Annotated in this window: 27 protein-coding genes; 4 read left to right on the top strand and 23 right to left on the bottom strand. The window is 44.0% G+C overall.

Going from position 1 to position 18148, the window contains the following annotated elements; genetic code table 11:
- A partial coding sequence (locus OGY13_RS06515) for an IS3 family transposase (RefSeq protein WP_286637569.1) occupies nucleotides 1–132 on the top strand: 132 nt, incomplete at its 5' end.
- A gap of 152 nt (nucleotides 133–284) precedes the next feature.
- Here the strand turns inward: OGY13_RS06515 and OGY13_RS06510 are convergent.
- From OGY13_RS06510 to OGY13_RS06500, 3 genes are all read right to left on the bottom strand, one after another.
- Nucleotides 285–710: a hypothetical protein gene (locus OGY13_RS06510; RefSeq protein WP_016241518.1), complete on the bottom strand. Its 426-nt coding sequence runs from the start codon at nucleotides 708–710 to the stop codon at nucleotides 285–287.
- Between the two features lie 13 nt (nucleotides 711–723).
- On the bottom strand, nucleotides 724–1152 hold the full coding sequence (locus OGY13_RS06505; RefSeq protein ID WP_032155219.1) for a hypothetical protein: 429 nt from the start codon (nucleotides 1150–1152) through the stop codon (nucleotides 724–726).
- A 133-nt stretch (nucleotides 1153–1285) separates the two neighbouring features.
- Nucleotides 1286–1600, bottom strand: coding sequence for a hypothetical protein (locus OGY13_RS06500; RefSeq protein WP_009652923.1), 315 nt, complete (start codon nucleotides 1598–1600; stop codon nucleotides 1286–1288).
- Between the two features lie 788 nt (nucleotides 1601–2388).
- Here OGY13_RS06500 and parM point away from each other — a divergent pair.
- Both parM and OGY13_RS06490 read left to right on the top strand, forming a co-directional pair.
- On the top strand, nucleotides 2389–3426 hold the full coding sequence (gene parM / locus OGY13_RS06495) for a plasmid segregation protein ParM domain-containing protein (protein ID WP_009652920.1): 1038 nt from the start codon (nucleotides 2389–2391) through the stop codon (nucleotides 3424–3426).
- 13 nt (nucleotides 3427–3439) lie between these two features.
- A complete protein-coding gene (locus OGY13_RS06490; protein WP_009652914.1) occupies nucleotides 3440–3826 on the top strand; it encodes a plasmid partitioning/stability family protein in 387 nt (128 codons plus the stop codon).
- 26 nt (nucleotides 3827–3852) lie between these two features.
- Here the strand turns inward: OGY13_RS06490 and OGY13_RS06485 are convergent, their stop codons facing one another.
- The 19 genes from OGY13_RS06485 to OGY13_RS06395 form a co-directional block, all read right to left on the bottom strand.
- On the bottom strand, nucleotides 3853–4569 hold the full coding sequence (locus OGY13_RS06485) for a GntR family transcriptional regulator (protein ID WP_080940394.1): 717 nt from the start codon (nucleotides 4567–4569) through the stop codon (nucleotides 3853–3855).
- A gap of 324 nt (nucleotides 4570–4893) precedes the next feature.
- Nucleotides 4894–5499, bottom strand: coding sequence for a hypothetical protein (locus tag OGY13_RS06480; RefSeq protein ID WP_043016718.1), 606 nt, complete (start codon nucleotides 5497–5499; stop codon nucleotides 4894–4896).
- Nucleotides 5500–5509: 10 nt separating this feature from the next.
- Nucleotides 5510–5932, bottom strand: coding sequence for a hypothetical protein (locus tag OGY13_RS06475; protein WP_043016719.1), 423 nt, complete (start codon nucleotides 5930–5932; stop codon nucleotides 5510–5512).
- A 14-nt stretch (nucleotides 5933–5946) separates the two neighbouring features.
- Complete coding sequence (locus OGY13_RS06470) at nucleotides 5947–6702, bottom strand: hypothetical protein (RefSeq protein WP_009654999.1); 756 nt, start codon at nucleotides 6700–6702, stop codon at nucleotides 5947–5949.
- Between the two features lie 153 nt (nucleotides 6703–6855).
- Nucleotides 6856–8565 (bottom strand): DUF4942 domain-containing protein, encoded by a 1710-nt coding sequence (locus OGY13_RS06465; RefSeq protein WP_007372173.1) that lies wholly within the window; start codon nucleotides 8563–8565, stop codon nucleotides 6856–6858.
- Between the two features lie 191 nt (nucleotides 8566–8756).
- A complete protein-coding gene (locus OGY13_RS06460) occupies nucleotides 8757–9341 on the bottom strand; it encodes a hypothetical protein (RefSeq protein WP_032951326.1) in 585 nt (194 codons plus the stop codon).
- A 51-nt stretch (nucleotides 9342–9392) separates the two neighbouring features.
- Nucleotides 9393–9833 carry a hypothetical protein gene (locus OGY13_RS06455; RefSeq protein ID WP_223226831.1) on the bottom strand — a complete coding sequence of 147 codons (441 nt, stop codon included), beginning with the start codon at nucleotides 9831–9833 and terminating at the stop codon, nucleotides 9393–9395.
- Nucleotides 9823–10305: a hypothetical protein gene (locus OGY13_RS06450; RefSeq protein ID WP_032951323.1), complete on the bottom strand. Its 483-nt coding sequence runs from the start codon at nucleotides 10303–10305 to the stop codon at nucleotides 9823–9825. The genes OGY13_RS06455 and OGY13_RS06450 overlap by 11 nt, the downstream gene beginning before the upstream one ends.
- 97 nt (nucleotides 10306–10402) lie before the next feature.
- Nucleotides 10403–10831, bottom strand: a complete 429-nt coding sequence (locus OGY13_RS06445; protein ID WP_032951321.1) for an HNH endonuclease — start codon at nucleotides 10829–10831, stop codon at nucleotides 10403–10405.
- A gap of 18 nt (nucleotides 10832–10849) precedes the next feature.
- Nucleotides 10850–11452: a hypothetical protein gene (locus OGY13_RS06440; RefSeq protein ID WP_223226832.1), complete on the bottom strand. Its 603-nt coding sequence runs from the start codon at nucleotides 11450–11452 to the stop codon at nucleotides 10850–10852.
- Entirely contained in the window at nucleotides 11449–12327 is an 879-nt protein-coding gene (locus OGY13_RS06435; RefSeq protein ID WP_009654998.1) for a hypothetical protein, read from the bottom strand. The genes OGY13_RS06440 and OGY13_RS06435 overlap by 4 nt, the downstream gene beginning before the upstream one ends.
- Before the next feature lie 11 nt (nucleotides 12328–12338).
- Complete coding sequence (rdgC, locus tag OGY13_RS06430) at nucleotides 12339–13322, bottom strand: recombination-associated protein RdgC (protein ID WP_007372167.1); 984 nt, start codon at nucleotides 13320–13322, stop codon at nucleotides 12339–12341.
- Complete coding sequence (locus OGY13_RS06425) at nucleotides 13309–13539, bottom strand: hypothetical protein (RefSeq protein ID WP_007372166.1); 231 nt, start codon at nucleotides 13537–13539, stop codon at nucleotides 13309–13311. The genes rdgC and OGY13_RS06425 overlap by 14 nt, the downstream gene beginning before the upstream one ends.
- Nucleotides 13536–14357, bottom strand: coding sequence for a DNA adenine methylase (locus OGY13_RS06420; RefSeq protein WP_007372165.1), 822 nt, complete (start codon nucleotides 14355–14357; stop codon nucleotides 13536–13538). Before OGY13_RS06420 ends, OGY13_RS06425 begins: the two co-directional genes overlap by 4 nt.
- A gap of 150 nt (nucleotides 14358–14507) precedes the next feature.
- Nucleotides 14508–15776 (bottom strand): DNA polymerase III subunit beta, encoded by a 1269-nt coding sequence (gene dnaN / locus OGY13_RS06415; protein WP_223307982.1) that lies wholly within the window; start codon nucleotides 15774–15776, stop codon nucleotides 14508–14510.
- A gap of 87 nt (nucleotides 15777–15863) precedes the next feature.
- Nucleotides 15864–16163 (bottom strand): hypothetical protein, encoded by a 300-nt coding sequence (locus OGY13_RS06410; RefSeq protein WP_009653866.1) that lies wholly within the window; start codon nucleotides 16161–16163, stop codon nucleotides 15864–15866.
- A gap of 13 nt (nucleotides 16164–16176) precedes the next feature.
- The gene (locus OGY13_RS06405; protein ID WP_032951317.1) at nucleotides 16177–16521 is read right to left on the bottom strand and encodes a hypothetical protein; all 345 of its coding nucleotides are present in this window, start codon (nucleotides 16519–16521) and stop codon (nucleotides 16177–16179) included.
- On the bottom strand, nucleotides 16511–16837 hold the full coding sequence (locus OGY13_RS06400; RefSeq protein ID WP_223227020.1) for a hypothetical protein: 327 nt from the start codon (nucleotides 16835–16837) through the stop codon (nucleotides 16511–16513). The genes OGY13_RS06405 and OGY13_RS06400 overlap by 11 nt, the downstream gene beginning before the upstream one ends.
- A gap of 62 nt (nucleotides 16838–16899) precedes the next feature.
- Entirely contained in the window at nucleotides 16900–17313 is a 414-nt protein-coding gene (locus OGY13_RS06395) for a hypothetical protein (RefSeq protein WP_007372162.1), read from the bottom strand.
- 133 nt (nucleotides 17314–17446) lie between these two features.
- On the opposite strand from OGY13_RS06395, the gene OGY13_RS06390 reads away from it, so the two are divergent.
- Complete coding sequence (locus tag OGY13_RS06390; RefSeq protein ID WP_127649446.1) at nucleotides 17447–17794, top strand: hypothetical protein; 348 nt, start codon at nucleotides 17447–17449, stop codon at nucleotides 17792–17794.
- A 17-nt stretch (nucleotides 17795–17811) separates the two neighbouring features.
- On the opposite strand, the gene OGY13_RS06385 is transcribed toward OGY13_RS06390, so the two are convergent.
- The gene (locus OGY13_RS06385; RefSeq protein ID WP_127649449.1) at nucleotides 17812–18126 is read right to left on the bottom strand and encodes a hypothetical protein; all 315 of its coding nucleotides are present in this window, start codon (nucleotides 18124–18126) and stop codon (nucleotides 17812–17814) included.
- Nucleotides 18127–18148: the final 22 nt, after the last annotated feature.

Here is an 18148-nt window from a genome sequence, read left to right as displayed (position 1 = left end):
GAAGAAGCCCGCAGCGATATTTTTGATTACATCGAAATGTTTTATAACAGTAAGCGTCGGCATGGTTCTAGCGATCAGATTTCACCGACAGAATATGAAAACCAGTATTATCAACGGCTCGGAAGTGTCTAGATTATCCGTGGCGATTCAACTATCATCTTTTAATGAACCAACTTGAGTCAGTAGAAAAGCAAATATTTTCTAAGATTGGTGCTTGGAAAAAGACATCTTTGCTTTGAGTGTCAGTGAAGAAAAACTTTATGAACAAACTTAATCCTCCTGCTTTATGTAATTCTTTTTTTACCAGGGATTTCTAGGAGAATCTTAGTCCATAACCCATCTGTCATAAAATCAATTATCGAGTCTGATATCATGGCTTTATTTGCAATTCTTTGAGCAGTGTAAATTGCCTGACTTTTATCTTCGATAAAGATGCCATGAGGCACTAGACTAACATTATCTTCGGTTTTCCTTGCCCACATGCGGAGGCGGTAATCTATTATGTATTCGTCATACTCTATCCACAGATGAGGTCGAATTATCTGGCCAGTTCCAGCCAACGTTACTTCTCCAACGATGCGCTGGTGCGGTATACAGAATCTATCTAGCAGGCAACTTACAACCATAGTATGACCATCACATTCGAGTGGAAGTACATCATATTTATGTAACAGCTCGCAGACATAAGCAACTTCAGGGGTTATGAACATTTACGGCCTCATATTAGACGGGGAGGGTGCTTAATTGGTCATTAAGCCTAAGTGATGATGGAGCCCAGTAGCCGGAACCGCACATCCACCGTTCACCAGGAAATGAAAAACCCTCTCTGATAAGAAACTCCCTAAGTTCGGTGCTGATGACATTCTCAACCTTTAAGATGTAGTTATTTGTCTCAGCTGCTTCTTTTAATTTCGAGAGTAACTGTCTGAAAAATCCTTTGCCTGGGGTCTTCACTGAAATGGTTGCGACTACCAGTACCGACGAACCGAGGTATGACATTTTTCCCGTCCGGGCACGGATGTATAACTCATCTACTAACTGAAGACCTTGAACCTTCATTGATTTTGAATGAAAGATGCTTTTTTTTGCTTCAACCATTAAGTGAGTGAATGATTGAAGGATCTTATTGATGTCTCTGTCATGACAACTCATATAATCACCAAATTAAATCAGCATAATAAATTGCACAGTGTATAGCGTAACTTTTCAATAAAGTTGATGCTTTGAAATAAAAGCAACAATACATAATCTTTGTGTCTTATTGGCTAAGGTTGTTATGTAATTATCAGAGGTTTTTAATCCTTTCTAAAGATGCTAGATATGCTTCATAGTTATCTCCAAATTTTTTCTTTGCCCGTCTTACTCTCATCTTTTCTGCCAGTTCACTCTTATGCTCGGTCTGGTATTTTTTATTGTTTTGGAGTTTTACACCTGCACCGGAACCGGCAGCATAATTTCTGTTTTTATCGCTAATGCACAACTTGCATTTACTTTTAAGGCCAAACTTACCCTTAAGTTCCTTACCGAATTCTTCGAAGGGTTTAACCTGATTGCATCCTTTACAGCGTTTGCACCCAGAGGGGAGATCTTCATTAGCCATGTCTAGTTCCAGTGGTTAAAGGTAATGAACTGCATTTTACTGCAAACAGGCACTTCCAACCATAAAATCGACTACTTAACCATAATTCAACATAAGGTTCATTAAGCGCACCAAGGTAAGGTGTTGATTGTTAAGGGTTTATCAGGGGGTTCTCTTGACTTGTTGGTATCCTCGGACTCAGGCTGTTACGTATCCTGTGACTAACTGAGCCCCGTCCGTGGTGACCAGTTAACAGATTCTCCAAGGAACCTTGTTAACGCTGCTTTAGCATACTGAGGCTTTGAGTAGTATCTGGGAAACCAGCCATCATAAGTTTGTGTGCCATTGCGCCGGTATTCTGGCCTGACTGACAGCTTACATCCATTACCATCAGTAGAAATACAAAAAGTGTACCCATCAACAGAATCAGAAGTAAGCAGAATGGATGTCATTGGGGATACCTCATTATTGAACTAACCAGAAACTACAATGGTGATCCGACATGGTTTCCTCGATTTTACCGACTGAGCTGTCATATAGCGATACCTTTTATTCTTAGGTTCTCTTGCAGTATTGGCTATCGATTGTCACAATTTAGTCTGGTGGCACTGGTTCATTTTTCGGGTGGTTTGTTACTTTTTCCGTTGGTGTTCCAGGGCTACCGACCTCTGCATGTACGTATACATCCCTCTTTCTCGTTTACCCCGCCAGATTTCAATCCGATAGAATCGTTCCTGTTTTACTCACTCGTAATTCACTTTTCATAGTCATTTTGTGGACATTAAACGTGCGCTACAGGTGCGCATTCCTTGCTTCAGGATGGCTTACTATCTAAAATGGCAGAGATTTTTGATACTTTTGAACATTTTAATGAGGTATATACCATGATGAACATCGCTTGTGATGACGGCTCAACGAACGTAAAACTTGCCTGGATTGAGAATGGTGAAATCAAAACTCATGTTTCGCAGAACGCCTTCCGCGAAGGCTGGGCTACTCCACTCGCATTTGGTGGTAAAACTATCTACAACTATCTCATTGATGGGCGGAAATTTACTCACGACATTGGTTCAACATCTGCAATTACAACAACGCATACCTCTTTCCAGTTCGACGCTGTAAGTCGCGTAGCAATTCATCATGCCCTTTTGACTTCCGGTCTTGAGCCACAGGATGTTGAACTTACAGTGACACTGCCGGTGGCCATGTTCTTCACGAGCGATGCGCAGTTGAACGAAGCTAATATTGAAAAGAAAAAGGCCAACGTTATGGGCCCAATAACCCTGAATAATGGCGAAACTTTTCATGTTGTAAAAGTTAACGTAATGCCTGAATCAGTACCTGCGGCTGAATATCTGATTGATCCTAAAACAACCACGCAGCTTACACGAACCCTGGTTGTCGATCTGGGGGGAACAACCCTAGACCTGGCCATCATTCAGGGGGCAATGGAGGGCATATCTGATATCTTTGGCAACAGCGATGTTGGCGTTTCACGAGTGACAAAAGCTGTTATGGCTGCGCTCCAGGATGCCCAGTCTCCAAGTAGTTATGCCATTGCGGATATCATCATTAAAAACCGTCATGATAGAGCGTTGATTGCTTCTGCGGTCAATGATCACTCTAAAATTGATGCCATCATTGACGTTATCGATTCTGAGTCGAAAAATCTGGCCGAAGCTGTTGCAGCTGATATACGTCGTCAGAACAGCGTCCACAAAATCATACTGGCCGGGGGCGGTGCTGAGCTCATCCATTCTCATATTGTCGAACTATTCCCTAAGCTGGATGTCATCAAAGCGCCTGACGCGCAGCTCGCGCTCGTCAAAGCAATGGCAAGCGTCTAAACGAGGTTATGTGATGGAAGAAGATAAACGTTTACTCGTCTGGCTCCGCCCCGGCAATAATCCAGAAGACGGTAAAGCTCTTGATATTATGGAGCGCTTACCCCGCCGATCCCGGGGGGAATTTTACCGTAAGGCACTGGTAATTGCGTCTGCCTTGCATGAGCTCGACCCTCGGTTAATAAATTTGCTGGCCGCACAAACCACGACATCGTTTAATGCCGAAACGCTGAGCAACATTCTGTCGCAAACGCTGGGCATTGCCGTTGAACGGAATTCTTCACCAGTGGAAACCCAGGCCACAGGTATCCGAGCAACAACCATCATTGATTCGGATAAGCCTGCTGAGCAGAAAGAACCAATTCCTAAACCCTCCCTGATGATGCAAACCCTCAAACGTTGAATCCGAACCGGCTACTAGTAGCCGGTTTACTCACCTTGCTCGGTTAACAAGCTGAGATAGATCCGCAACCCCTTATCCAGTGACTCTCTAATGGCATCTGCTGCTGCCCCTGCATCCCTGTTTGAAAGAGCGAGTTCAAGCGACGAGAAAAATATTGGCCATTTATCCTCCGAGTCAGATTCGAACGTGTAACTCAGAGTTGGCCACAGGTTAATCCACAGTTGGGTTACAATTTTGAAAAACTCAGGCAGACCGGCGTATATGTAAAGCTTCAGCCGCAGAGTGAGGTTTAGCTGGTGCGCCAGATAAACATCCCTACGTTCATATGCGGAACGCAGCTTTTGGCACAAAGACAGGCATTCTTCAAAGCCATTGGCATCCATTTTCAGTACGGCCTTTTCTGCCAGTTCTGGCTCAATCAATCGCCTCATTCTCATGTACTCGTTGAACTGCTCACTGGTGATGATGGGAACAAAAAAGGCATGTGATGGAGTCAAAGCAAGAGCACTACTGGCAGACAGACGTATCAGGCTTTCACGGACGGGCGTGACGCTCATTTTCATAGCATCGGCGATGTTTTTTGTTACCAACTTATCACCGGGCTTGAGGTAGCCGAGGATAAGGGCGCATTTAAGGCGATCTTCAACTCGTCTCGTTAAGCTAGGTCTGCCTGACGGAGAGTAACTAATTAGTTCCGGTAAATTCCCGGGGTTTTTGAGGAAGCTTTTGTAATCATCAATCATATATCACTCATACTGAACTTTTTGACCACATAGAAAACAGAATATTTTTAATCACACTACATAGTAAGTAGATCCCTCTACCTACATATTTCAAATAGTTCCAGTATGCACATCCATAAACTGGCATCCGCCAGAACAGAGAAGGTAAACGGTTATCATTCGTTTTACTCTACCAGCATGTCTTACATTTTCAATAACGGATCTATTACTACCCATATTTTATGCTTAACAGAATCCATTATAGATGCATGGTTAATTCTTTCTAATGTGTTTGTTTGCTATTTGTGCAAGGTCGAAATATATTCAGCTTGTGCGTCAATGACATTAATCTTTGTGGATGTATAGGTCAGGTTGTCCGGTGTGTGTATACGAAATGTCTGAAATCAACCTTCCCTCAAAATCGTGCCAATCCCATTCCTTTTGAATTTTTTCTCCCATTAAAACACGATCCATCCTTTGAAGTTGCCAATCCATATAAATCAGTAAAAGAGCCATTTCTTCTTTTTCATTATTAGTCATGCCCTGCCCTAATTTATAAGCTTCTTTTGTGAGCTGATAGATCTGAACAGAGTTTTCAACAATGTATTTAAATATTTTTTCTACGCAGCCGGAAATGGCAATTGAATTTTGGCAATTAATGTCATTAACGAGTTCGCGTGTATCTATTTCCCAGTTCCTATATAAATCAATCTCTGCGGTATAATGTTGATTTGTGTTTAAAGGAATACCACCAAAGATTCGACAATAGAGTTCTACTGCATCGGCCTGTTCCAGGCAATTAGCCATGTAGGGAAAATCAGGCAACGTGGAATGAATCAATTGGAGATAAGCTAACCTCTGAACAACCTTTTCATATGGCTGGTTAGTTTCTACGCCATAGAACATGTCTTTATTGATGTCATAACGATGAGTGATCCTGATCTTCGCCATTGCTAGCCTCTTAATTCAGATAATTGATATCAGCATCGTCCGCACGTGCGGCATTACCAGCTACTAGCTGAGCGCATTTTGCAACGCGGACTGAGTGGTCAAGGTTGACCTTGTCGAATTCAGCCTTCAGTTGCTCATCTGGCTTAGCTTCGTTAACAGTTACCAGAATCCGACTAGCATACTCGCTACCCTTGGCTTGATTGCCTACCATCTTACCCAGTACACGGCCAGCTTTTGATTTCGCTTCAGTCAAACGTTCCTCGCCATTTTCGAGGTAGTCTTTACATGCGATAACAGCAGCAATCTCGGAAGCATGAACTTTCATCACGTCATTCAGTTCGTCACGAGATGGAGAGCTTTCCGCTGATATTGCGAAACTTGATGCATTAATTGCAAATAAACAAACAACCGCATTTAATATTATTTTTCTCATCACAGGTTTCCTTTTTATTGGTTACGAGGCAATGCTGCTTCAGACAGCTGGTAATTCAATATTGATAAGTAGGCCAGAGGTATAGTTGCTGCCGGGATTAACCATTCATACCTGAGCGAAAAGTATGACCACGAAAGTAAAACAACACCAGAGATAGCTGAAAATGCGAACAACGGCCCAATATTCATAAAAGTACTTTTACAAATGACTGGTATACTTTTCAGCAGAGAACCTTTACACCGCGTAACTGTTGGTATGAATAAAACGAGCATTGGCGTAGCGATAAATACGCTCAAAGTGGCAAGGGCGTACATATTGAAATACACTATTAGGTTGGAGTAAGCCAGACTAATGCTTGTTAATGTTGGTTGTTTATATTCAACATGGTTGGTTTCACCCGCAACCGCTGAAGCAATCATAAATTTGACTAACCACAATATTACGATCATTAGTACGGTCAGGAATAATGCATAAACTAACACAACGATAAAGTTGCGTAGTTCTTCCCAGATATTCAATCTTAGCTCTGAGCTTTGATATCGGCATAAGATAGCCGTAAGGTAGAGGGTGAGTACAACTGGCTGTAAGATAAAAAATGCAAGCCCCTCCATTGTCACATTTTTCATGATGAGTGTCAGGAGTCCACCACCAGCAATTATCGGCAAGAATATTGCCAAAATACCATGAAGAGATGCCATTGTTTTCATGGAGGACAACATTATTTGTTTGGTATCTTCGAAAGATAATTTATTGATGAGAAATGCTGACATTGTGTTTCCTCTTCATGTAGTTGGCTCAATTGTCGCATGTTGAAAAATTTGAATAGCATTTAACATCGACAAACTGACGGCTTTTTCTCTATCTCATTTTTTCTGTTCAGTTACGGGTGACGAAATTAACTCGACCAGCTCTTCCTTTCCCCACTATTCATGGGCATCAACGGAGAAAAGTTTTATGGATTCTGCGGTTCCTTCAAAGGCGTTGTCATAGCAACCCAGAATATTGATGTCGTAACCGGGCCCAGCTTCTCGGGTTAAAAGATGCTCCTTTGCGCTCCCTGGCAGTATTGCTATCAAGCGTCCTCCCGGTTTCAGGAATCTCATCGCATGTTGAAAATGTGCAATCCAGCGTGAGTCACTAAATGGAGGATTCATCAGAATTCTTTCAAACAAGCCGGTATTTTCAGGCTTGACCAATAGAAAATCATTAAGGGTGACGTTCCAGCGCAGGCCAGTAATTGCAACAGCTGCGGGGTGTATATCAAAACCAGTAACATCCACCCCCTCTGGTAACCCTTTCAGTAGCGCACCAAGACCGATATTCGGTTCCAGCAAACGCATACCTGAAGCCACCATACATTCATCAATTGCTCGTTTCTGGAGTTCTCCGACCGTTGCATAGAACTGGTGCGTATAGCGGTCAGGTATAGAACCATGTAATGCCAGAAGTTTGAATGCTTCAACGGGGCTAAAGTCAAAGTCATATACTTCTCTATATCTTCTGACAGCACCCAATGACTCCCATATGTTCACCAGTTCTTTTTTCTCACTAACAGACTGGTTGTCCCGCAGGATAAAAGTGTGCGGCCCCGGTGACAGGTGTTTGCCCGCGTTCAAATGGTCAGTGGCATATGATATTAAGGAGTTAACAGCAGAGAATGATATCAACTGCGACCGATATTCATTGGTTTTTACAGTTCTTGCGGAGTTATGGCCGGTGGTGTATCGGCGATCGAGAGGAATGCAGCCTGGCATTAAATGGGATAGTACCAGATTGAGATTGTCACAAGTTTCCTCCTCAATCAGGATATGCACATTGCCGTTAATAAACCCCTTCACTTTAAGACTATCGTTATCAATACTTACCCATTCGCCAGGGTTACTCATCATGTACTCTTTGACCGCAGCCGAATTCACATCCTCAGCACCGCTTCGTCCATACATCAGTCCAATAACCTTACGAAGGTCATTAAAATAGTTGAGATAGTCATAGGATCTGCGGTTATCTCTACTTGGTAAGCAGCTGGCTATGATGAGTTTGTTGCTGAAGCCCTGGGCACGGTTAGTCTTATGCAGAGCGGAGAGCTTTTCAAACACACCATGAACCATCTGGGCGAAGTAGTCTTTTTTCTCTTCATTCAATGCGAATGCGGTAGAAAAGATACTTTCTTCGTTGAAGGGTACAGGCTTAAGCTTCTCAAAATTTGATTCTGATGATTTTCGCCATGCCCTCAATCCTTCGTTCCAGTCATCGTATCTTTCGGTGGGCATAAATGGTTTTACGCCGGTCAGATCGAGCAGCTTTTGCCAGTACTTTTCATCGAGAGCACAGCGGGCCCGTTCTATACAGAACAAATTTTCTACAGCCAGCGTATATTTGATGGAATTGTCACAAGAATCACAGAACATGCGCCATGCTTCATCATGCCGGTTCCGCATCACTGCATCATACATGGCCTGCATGTGCTTCAGTGTTGTGTTGTATTCCACCAGCAGATCGCGCATGGCATTTAGTTTTTGAAAGCCGTCATGTTCAATGAGGCCACTTTGACTGTCTACGGGATTAGCATAAAGGCTGAGGACGTCTGATTCATTTTCATCGTTATTCGCTAATACAGCTGTCGGTAGGTTCATCAGATTTCTCCAAATAGAGAAATTATGAGACAGGTATGGCAGGTGACGAAGCAAATCGACGAACTACATAAGCCGGGATATTTGGGGATACCGTGAAGTACATAGCACGGCGGAAGTCCAAAAAAAGAGACCCCAGTAAGGGGTCTTAAATGAGGTATATATAACTATCAGATCACAGAGCCCGAAGCAGACTACTCAACGTCCTGAATTTCAGGAAGCTTCAACCCTTTCGGATAGAAGATTGTATGAACAGTCAGGTCAGCCAGGAACGTAGATTTGATAATTAATTTTATTATAGGGTTAATACTATCCCAAGAATCGGGCGAATTCCAGATAGTGGCATCACAGCTTTCAGGATACTGGTTAACTCCAGGAGCATGGCCAGCCGTGCAGCGCATTGGGTCGGTTGATTCATGCTCGCATTTAGGGCAAATATAGCGCCGCAGCTGGTGTTCACCTAGGTCTTGGTCAAAATCGTGAGGAGTTTCCCAGCAATGAACATCTTCAAGCTCAGGTAGCCTGGACGGAGTGTAAAAAGCCCACGGCACTTCCGTACCTCGCAGTACCTCAAGTGCGTGTATCACCCGCTCAGGCTCGATTTTAAGCACGTCACTGTATGCTTCTATTCGATCACGTAACAGGCTGGCCATTACAGAGATTGTATGGATATCGATACCGGCTGCTTGAGCGTCCCTTTCCAGCTGCTCAATAACGACATCAATACTTGCTGGTGGTGCAGACATAAATAACTGCGTTGCGGCTTCTTGTCGTGACATATACGAAGGTTCCTTCGGTTACCGGTGACAGTAACCGATATTTTCCCCTCGCTACAGCTGGTCACGAATTTTTTCAGCTTGTACATCGGATACCAGAACACAATCACCTGTTGCAGAATTACAAACGTAATATTTTCCGTCCTGATGCTGCTGTAATTTCAGTTTTGTACCCGTAAGTGACACTGTAACGCCACTTGCTTCAAACTGCCCTTTGTTGGTGATGAAAAAGTTGTTTTTTGCGAGGGTTCCGGCTTTCAAATCAACGCCTCTGATCACTTCACCCAGGTCCCATTCGTTCATTACTGAGCGTTGTTTATGGATCAAGGAGCCAAGACAGACAAACACCACGACACTGATTGCAGCAAGACCCATAAGGTTTTTAAACGAATGGTGGGCTTTCAGGTCAAGCGTCTTCGCTTCTACCAGCTGCTCGGACGTTAACTGGACAGCTCGATTGTTACGCGAAGGACGTTTACGTTGGTTAGCAGTCATGGTTCACCTCTGTTTGAAGGAGAGATAATTTTAAACCTGCCAGTATATAAGCGATCTGAATTGGGTGAAGCGAATCATCAATGCTCATGGCCAGTCTACCCTTCTGATTGGTATCTACGGCTTTGCTGCCTCGGTACTGGTATCCATATCTCTTCCTGGCAAGTTCCAGGCCAGCCAGCATGTACTGGACTTGCTGTAACGATAATGAATCAATTTGCAGAGACTTGAGCCTGTTTTTTTGCTGGCACAGACCAAATAACTCCCTCGACTCGAAATCGTCGGGGTAAGAGTGTAGTAACCCATCAACTGAGCAGGCATTCAACTTATCGAATTCACGTTCAATACCCTCGACCGAGAAATGTCGGTCTCGAACGGACTCGACTCTACATTTGCTGAGCTGGCCATCTGGTGTGGCTACAAATATAGTTGCGCCTTCGGTCAGGTCTCCAGTCCAGTTTGTATGATTAGTCATATACGCTCCGTAATGGGCCTACTAAACAATATTATCACGGCTGAATATTTGACGAAGCAGTGCGCGATACGCGCCATGATAATGTTAAATTAGTCGTTTATTTGATAGCACCATTTTTCTCTGAATACTGTTCAAACCAGAAAACAATGGGTTTCTCTACAATGCTTATCTGGCCGAATCTTTCTGCCGTTCTGAAATTCATACTACTCTTCCGTGCCCTTTCAACCTGTAAACTTATTTGTTTGCGGAACATTTCCAGTGAATATGTTGTTTTGAGCAGATTGCAGGGCGCACAGGCTGGGAAAAGATTTTCTAAGCAGTTGGCACTTTCATTAAACACTTCACCGGTAGCCTTAAGCTTAAATTTCCCTCTGGCCGCAGCTTGCATATCCTGGACGGATTTCCTTAGCACAGGTTCTACGTGATCAGCGTGCCAACCTTTTTCTTTCAGTACCTCGCCACAATATGCACATCGACCACCAAATTTAGCCCTCAGTACTATTCTTTGTTTTTTTGACAGAGACATAATAAATTCCTTGTGGAACTAAGAGAATCGGCCATCGTCTATTGATTCAGCGATGTTGACTGCCAGGGCGTTATCGTCCAAGCCTGACAACGTTTCATAGCGAAAGACAGGAATGTGAGTTCTTTTAAAAAGGGCAATAATGAACTCTCCTTCAGGCTGAGCGCTGATAGCATCTTCATTGATCATTGCTAGCACTAGTTCCCCGGTATGCGCATCGGAGAGAACAAAATCGAACACGAATTCATCTGCGTACTGTTGCGCCTGAAGTACGTCAACCGGGGCAACCGGTTCATCTTCGAGCTCCAGCTCTACTAAGTCCCGGGCAAGCACCTGGGGTGCGATAATGTACTGACCATTGAACACCGCACTCAAGCGCACATAAAGATCCATCAGGACTTTTGGCAATATCGAATTTTTTTTGATGAAGTACTCGCTCAACCCATCAAGTGCGGCGTTCTCGTCGGCATCGGCATTAATATCTGCCTGCTGATCATGCTCGTCCAAAGGTTGCTGAGTTTGTTGTTGTTCTCGTTTTGTTCGACTCGCGTAGATAAGTATGAAAGCTGCAAAGCACACAAATGTCAGAAATATTGCGAGAGCGATTATATATTTTAGAGTCATGGGTTCATTCCTATAGTCTGGAGATACTCAGGCTCCTTGAACTTCATATTTTCGGGTATATGCCGCATCACCTTTTTGATGTATGGTTGTTCAATTCTCTTAAGCGTATCTAATTGAGATTGATAATCCTTAGTTCTCAAATCATGCTCAGCACCCAGTTGTCCTAATAACGTCTGAAGTTTCTTTAAGGCTTTGCTGCACTGCACTTCGGCATTATCCAGCTTTTCAATATTTAACCAGGAGAGAATATCGATAACAGGATTTATAGTCAGATCGACAAACAGATCAAGCGTGTCATCTGGTAAATTTGAATCAATAGGTGATTGCCGGGCAGGCATTTCATCTGCTAATCGCTTAAGCGCACCCATAGCTCTCTTTAACGAACTACTCGCAGAGGATGTGTCTATTGCTGAAAGTATGGATATTGCTTTACTGGTAGTAACCATATCCAGAAATTCAGTTGTGGAAGCACTATTACATTCATCCTTTGCTGTTTTTAATAGTTCACGGGCATTTTCTGCAAGTTTGAGTCGTCTGCCTGACTCGTTATATTTTATCTGAGCTTCTTTCCAGCAGTTGACTAGATGCTGATAAATCTCACAATCTGGTGATTTCGAAATTTCTTCCAACGAGGACATAACTACGTATTGAAGAAAGATGCTCCTGCATTTTGGCAGCAGCAGGTTAAGATGCAATTCACATTCGTTCAGCTTTTTTCGCGCCGGTGTCTCTCTGAAGAGACCAATAAATAGCGCCCACAATGAAAACTGACGATCTCTTGTCTCTTTAACCAACTCTTTAACTGCCAGGGCTCGGGCAATGTTAGCATTTTCAACCTGGCGTGATAACTCTTGGAGTTCTGTAGCTGTAATCATCTCTCAGCCCTTTAATGGAAGGTTTTTTCTGGTTGTTTGGCTTCTGCCGCGACACCTTGTTGTTCGTCTGACGGCGTTGTGATGAGTCCTGGGCTTTCACCCCCGAGGGCTTTTATCATTGTGTCCAGAACCTCCATAACAACAGAGGTAAACAAAACGAAATCGGCATCAAATCTTTGGGCGTGATCTTCTGGCGAAATGTCATCGTTCTGTTCAATAAGTTCTTCCGTAAAGGTCAGTCGTGAAAAGATGAAATTGTCATTCAGGATGAAAAACATCTGGTTCATCCAGCCCAGTGCAACCTTTGTCACAAGCTTTCCGGCCTCGATGTGATGAGCGATCTCATCACATATCAAATCCTGGCGTTTTGTTGTAACGACCCCCCCGTTTTCGAGCACATCTTTGAGCGTGGCTTCGTCGCATAAAGCTAGGCCAGGCGGCAGACTTCCTGTTTTGACCCACTCTGTTAACGTCAGTTCTACCGGCGTTTCCAGCGTGAATGGGATAATTGGAAGTGAGCCAATAGTTTTACGTAGCAAAGCTGTTACATCATCTGCTTTTTTATGGCTGGTGGTCTCAACAAGCAGTAGACGTGATTTAGTATCCACCCAAATGTTTGTAGTGCTGTATTTGCTGAAAGCCTTTGGTATGAGCTCAGCGAGCACGGCATCGTTGACGGCCTGGATCTCCATTTTCTTTAGCCTGCGGTTTTGCTCTTTCTCCAGTTTCTGAACCCGGGTTCGCACAATTTCTTTGATGGTCGCGGGAGGAAGTATTTTCGATTCGTGCTTAACAGTCAGAAGAATGAGATTATTCGACTCATGCTTTAACAGCTCGACATCTTCACCCAATGGCGGGATCCATCCTGACCGTGCCATATCATTAGGCCCGCAGGGAGTGTATTTCAACTCACTTAACTGTTCATCCAGCTTGTCTAATTCCAGAGCTTTTTGGATGCGGTAGACTACAAGGCTTTTGGGTTTAAATTGGCTCATCGTGGCCCTCAGCTGTTGCTTGATTAATTTTAATAAGGTCAGAGACACGCTCGCGGATCACGACACACTCCCAGTAAGTTAGAGGCTTAGAGCTCAGCACTTGTTTAAACTGCGCCACGGCAATATCAGGTGCTGTCCGATATTGTTCGGCGATATCCTGACAAAATTTCTCAGTCTCTGGGTTATGCAGCTTTTCAGAACAATGGAAGCGTTTCATGCCGCAGCTCCCTTTTTCGAGTTATCCGCTAATTTGACCGCGAAGATTTCTGAAGCTTTTTTCCCATCCCCGCTGCCTTTAAATATGCTTCTCCGGGCAGTCACACCATGAATAGCGAAGGCTTGATAAAGCTCACGAATATCAGGCGCATCGTGGCATGATGCGATGACATGAACCCCGCGTTCAGGCAGCAACTGGAGCAGTTTGGTAAGCTCAATCTGCATAGCGGGTGTAAAACCGCTGGCATGGTAAGCCGTGAATCTGCCGGGATTAACATATGGTGGGTCGCAATACACCACATCACCCGGGCGGGCCATTGATAGCGTGGTCTGGAAGCTGGCGCAAAGTAAAGTTGCTGAGGACATTTTCTCAGCCATTGCGTATAACTCTGTCTCTGGGAGATAGGGGTTGGCGTAATAACCCCAGGGGACGTTAAAGATGCCTTTCCGGTTGTATCGGCATAGTCCGCGATGGCCAAACCTATTCAGATAGATAAACAGAGCAGCTTGAGTGTCACTTGCACTATCATGATTATTGAACTGGCTTCGCAGCTCATAATAGGCGTCCTCAGAACGCCCGAGACAGTAAAGGCGTTTAAGCTCAGAAAGTACCTTTTCAGGCGACTTAAAAATACTCTGGTATGTATCGATCAGGTCGCTATTAATATCGGCCAAAATGTATTCTGGGTAATTCGTATTCATCATTACAGCGCCTGAACCGCCAAAGGGCTCAATAAGCCGACCACCTTTCGGTAGTACATGCTTAAGACTTGCCATAATGTTGTGTTTGGCTCCTACCCACTTCAGAACGCTTTTCATTTCATTCTGGCTCCAGAATATTAGGACGCAGTGATCGCGACCAATGGGAGCGAGATGGCATATAGCCATCCCGTCAGGAAGCTTGTTTTAACGTTATCACGCCCATGAAATTGGCTATTTCGAAAAGGCCGACAAAACGAGAGCGTTTTGTCAGACACGGACAGGCATGATGATGTCGTAATTGTTTTTGTTTACTGAAATCAATATGCCGGTCGTTGTATCACGCAAAGCAATCTGTGCGGCTTCTCCTTCTTCCGAACACGCCCCCAGGCTTGCCAGTGATTCCAGGAGGTAATCGGCATTCATACCGATATCAACAATTGTTTCGGGCTCGCCTGCCTCTTTCGCAATGTCCATCACCTCTTTGCAACTGATTGCATTTGAGCCGGGCGACTTAAGCTGTAGGGCGTTGTCTTTGAATGACATCACACAAACACTGGTGTTGTTTGGCGAGCCCTCTTTAAGCAATGGGGTTGCGCGTTTTAGTGCGGTGGTGAGTTCAGAAGGATCAACCTTAAACAGTTCAGTATTTTTGGCTACCGTGCTGGCCACGCGCTTCCAGTCCGGGTAACGGCCATCGACAAGATTTGAAATGACTGTATGGCTTCCGAGCGTAAATGTCAGGTTACGGTTGCTGTAGTCAATTTTGAATTGACCCTGGCTACCGCTCAGGATTTTATGGAGCACGGGGAAAACCCCGTTGGGTAAAATCACACCTGCATTCGTGTTACTGATAGAGGTAGGAGCTGTCGGAGATTGAATCTCATCGCCCACGTCATCGCTGAAGTCGATATCATGAGAACTGACGGCCATACGATGTCCATCAGTGGCTACAGCAATAAATTGGCCATTATCGATACCGAGGTAGACCCCATTCATATAAAAGCGGACATCGTTCTGAGCCGCAGCGTGGCTGACACGCTTGATAATCTGACTCAGCATCTGCGTTGGAAAGTAAACGCTGTAATTATGTTCCAGCGTCTCAGCCTGAATTTCGGGTATATGGTCTAAGCAAACCGGGATGTTATAGGAGTTTTTGTCGGTGCGAATGACAAGATGGTTTTTTGCCGCATGGAAGCGGACGTTAATTTCATCTTCGCCGCGCATGTTGCGGATTAAAGAAAAGAGTTGTGTTGCAGGTACTGATACGTCCATATCACCATTGCCCCCCGATACCGTCCCTTTACTGGTAATTTGGGCAGAGTTTAAGTCAATGCCAAGGGCAGAAAGACAATCCCCACGTAACCGCAGCGTGATCATCTCCAGTACTTTCATTGCAGGAGACCGGCGAATAACCATACACGGCATTTCGATAATTTTGAGAAGTGCTTCAGCAGAAATATCAAACCCTGGAAGCTCTTTAAATGATAAGCGTCTTGCCTTTGGTTGAACTGCGTCTATTGTAGATGCGTCTGTCATTTTACTGTCTCCCATAATTATCCGTGTTAAATTAATCGTACCCCCGGTCAATCAAGTGACGAATAGCAAATTATGAAAAAATGAAGTTTATTTGTGGTGACGGCGATAACCTAATTCAAACGCGAACTGCCATTGGTATTCATTTAAAGCACATCCAAGAGATGTGATGGCCTCAACAATTTCCTTTATAATGAGGTTGCCTGAATTCAATCTGTACTCGTAGTACCAACCTATATCAAATGCGATAAGCTGGAGGCGGAAAAGATGGATCTGAGGAACGTAACCAGTAACGCCGCTAAGCGCTTTTATATAAATGAGTTCCCCTTCCATTTCTGATAGAAAAACCATGTCAAGAATATTGGACGCGAAATTCGTCATGGTGAACATAAATTGAGCCTCTTTATTGAGCCTCGCGTAACACATCGGATGCCTTAAAGTAGCCGAGTCGGTGCATCATTTTATTGATCTGACCTACTTTGCCATCAGACCCTTCATACTTACTCAACCGGTGAAGTAAGATACGCATGGACATCAACACACTGTCTGATGCGTTATCACCACGGGTAAGTAGTTTATCAGTACTATCTGAGTATGACCCCGTAAGTGCCGCGCTCACCAAATCACCGGCAATAGCATCCGGGTGGCACAATGCCATCAAACCGATAATCAATGCCTGCCGATTAAGTTCCGTTTCTGTCAGGCCTGTTTTTGAAGTGAGTTCTGCTAGTAAATTATCAGTGCTCATTATCATGCTCCTTTTGCTTATGTTCTCCCGGTTGAATGGCGGAAGAGTCTTTACTACTGCGTGAAAATACATCCGCGACCAGAAATTTAGCTTTCTCTGAAGGACTCATAAATTTCCAGAGTTCATCAGGATATTCATCGTCATGCTTTTCAGATTTTTTCAATCGGGAGATTCCTTTTAATTTTGCAGCCATGCGGCTCCGTCCATACGGACGGATTGGCATTGTAAAATTTTGCTGCGAACTATCAATCAGACCAGTAAAGTGACGACCCATATAAATACCTCTAAGTGCAGTAGTTATTTTTTCCCGATTCAAAGCTCCGCCTTTAACGTCATACTACGGGATAGCATTACTGCAACGAAATATTCAGGGATTGTTTACGGCGTTTTGAAGGTGTTATCCATTACCGTTTTACTTCTCGCTACCCAGTCGTTTGCATCACTGCAATTGATGTTTGACGCTACGACCTGACGGGCGGATGTATAGATTGGACTTGCATAACCACCATTCCCGGCAACTACCAGACGGATACTGTTGAGATATGCGTAAACAGGATCCTGTAGGATTGTAGAATCGATGGATGCCTGCTGTTTACAGCTATCGCTACGCATCTTTACTACATCAGTTGCGACCATGACGCATTCAGGACATTCATTTTTAAGCTGAATGAACTGAGTTGGTGTCTGCCCCGCTGCCGGACTTCCATCTGCTCTAAGAGGAATATTGGCTTCAGCAATATTGATGCAGAAAGTCGATCCCGCAATTAGCGCCAGCAATAATTTCGTTTTCATATAACCTCGCCTTATTTAATTCAGATTTATCGAACTGAGCTTACTGCTTTAAGTGGTGAGTAAGAAAAAAAAAGGGTGACAAAACGGGGGGTGTTTTTTAACCTTAATCATATCCCATATGATTAGGTTGATTATGAACAATGCCAATATGCAGGGAGATGGTACTGAACATCGCCTGGAGCGCTTTTCCCGTATTCAGAAGGATGCGTTGGTACTTCTTCTTTTGTGCAAAGAAAAAGGCACTGCGATAGTGCCATTCACCAGGTTGCTGGGGTTTATTAACTCTGTTCCAGACAGCCAGGATGTAGCTGAGCCCAACCTACGTAAGTCACTCAAAACATTGCAGCAAAATGGCTATGTATGGAAGTACCGGAACAAAAACGATCTTACAGTTTCATTTGAGTTAACTTCATCAGGAGAACTCCAGGCAACTTCATTTCGGGTGCGAAGATTAGAGGCATGGGGCCAGGCAGACGAGTAAAACTCGTCTGCTGGTGGTTACACAGAAAGATACTTTTTACTGATAGTTAAAGCGCTGCGTCGTTTTAATGCAAATGGACGATTATCAGAAAGTCTGGAAGCATTACCGGCGCGAATGAATATGCGTTTCATCCTGCGGTCAAAATGTTCTTCTGACCAGCCGAAGGGATACGTACCCTTAATACCATCTATTGGCCCGGCAAGAATGCGAGCGGTTTCGCTACGAAGAGTACTTCCCCTTAAACCAAATGAGCTAAGTTTATTTCTTATCAGACTTACAGAAAATTTCCTGGGTTTTAAAACACCCTTAATACAGTACAGATGTTTACTCATAGCATTACCCTTTTATTATGGG

Origin of the sequence: Citrobacter sp. Cpo045, from assembly GCF_030332875.1 — a bacterium.
GTDB classification, from domain to species: Bacteria; Pseudomonadota; Gammaproteobacteria; order Enterobacterales; family Enterobacteriaceae; genus Citrobacter; species Citrobacter portucalensis.
This window is presented reverse-complemented; position numbering and strand designations above follow the sequence as displayed.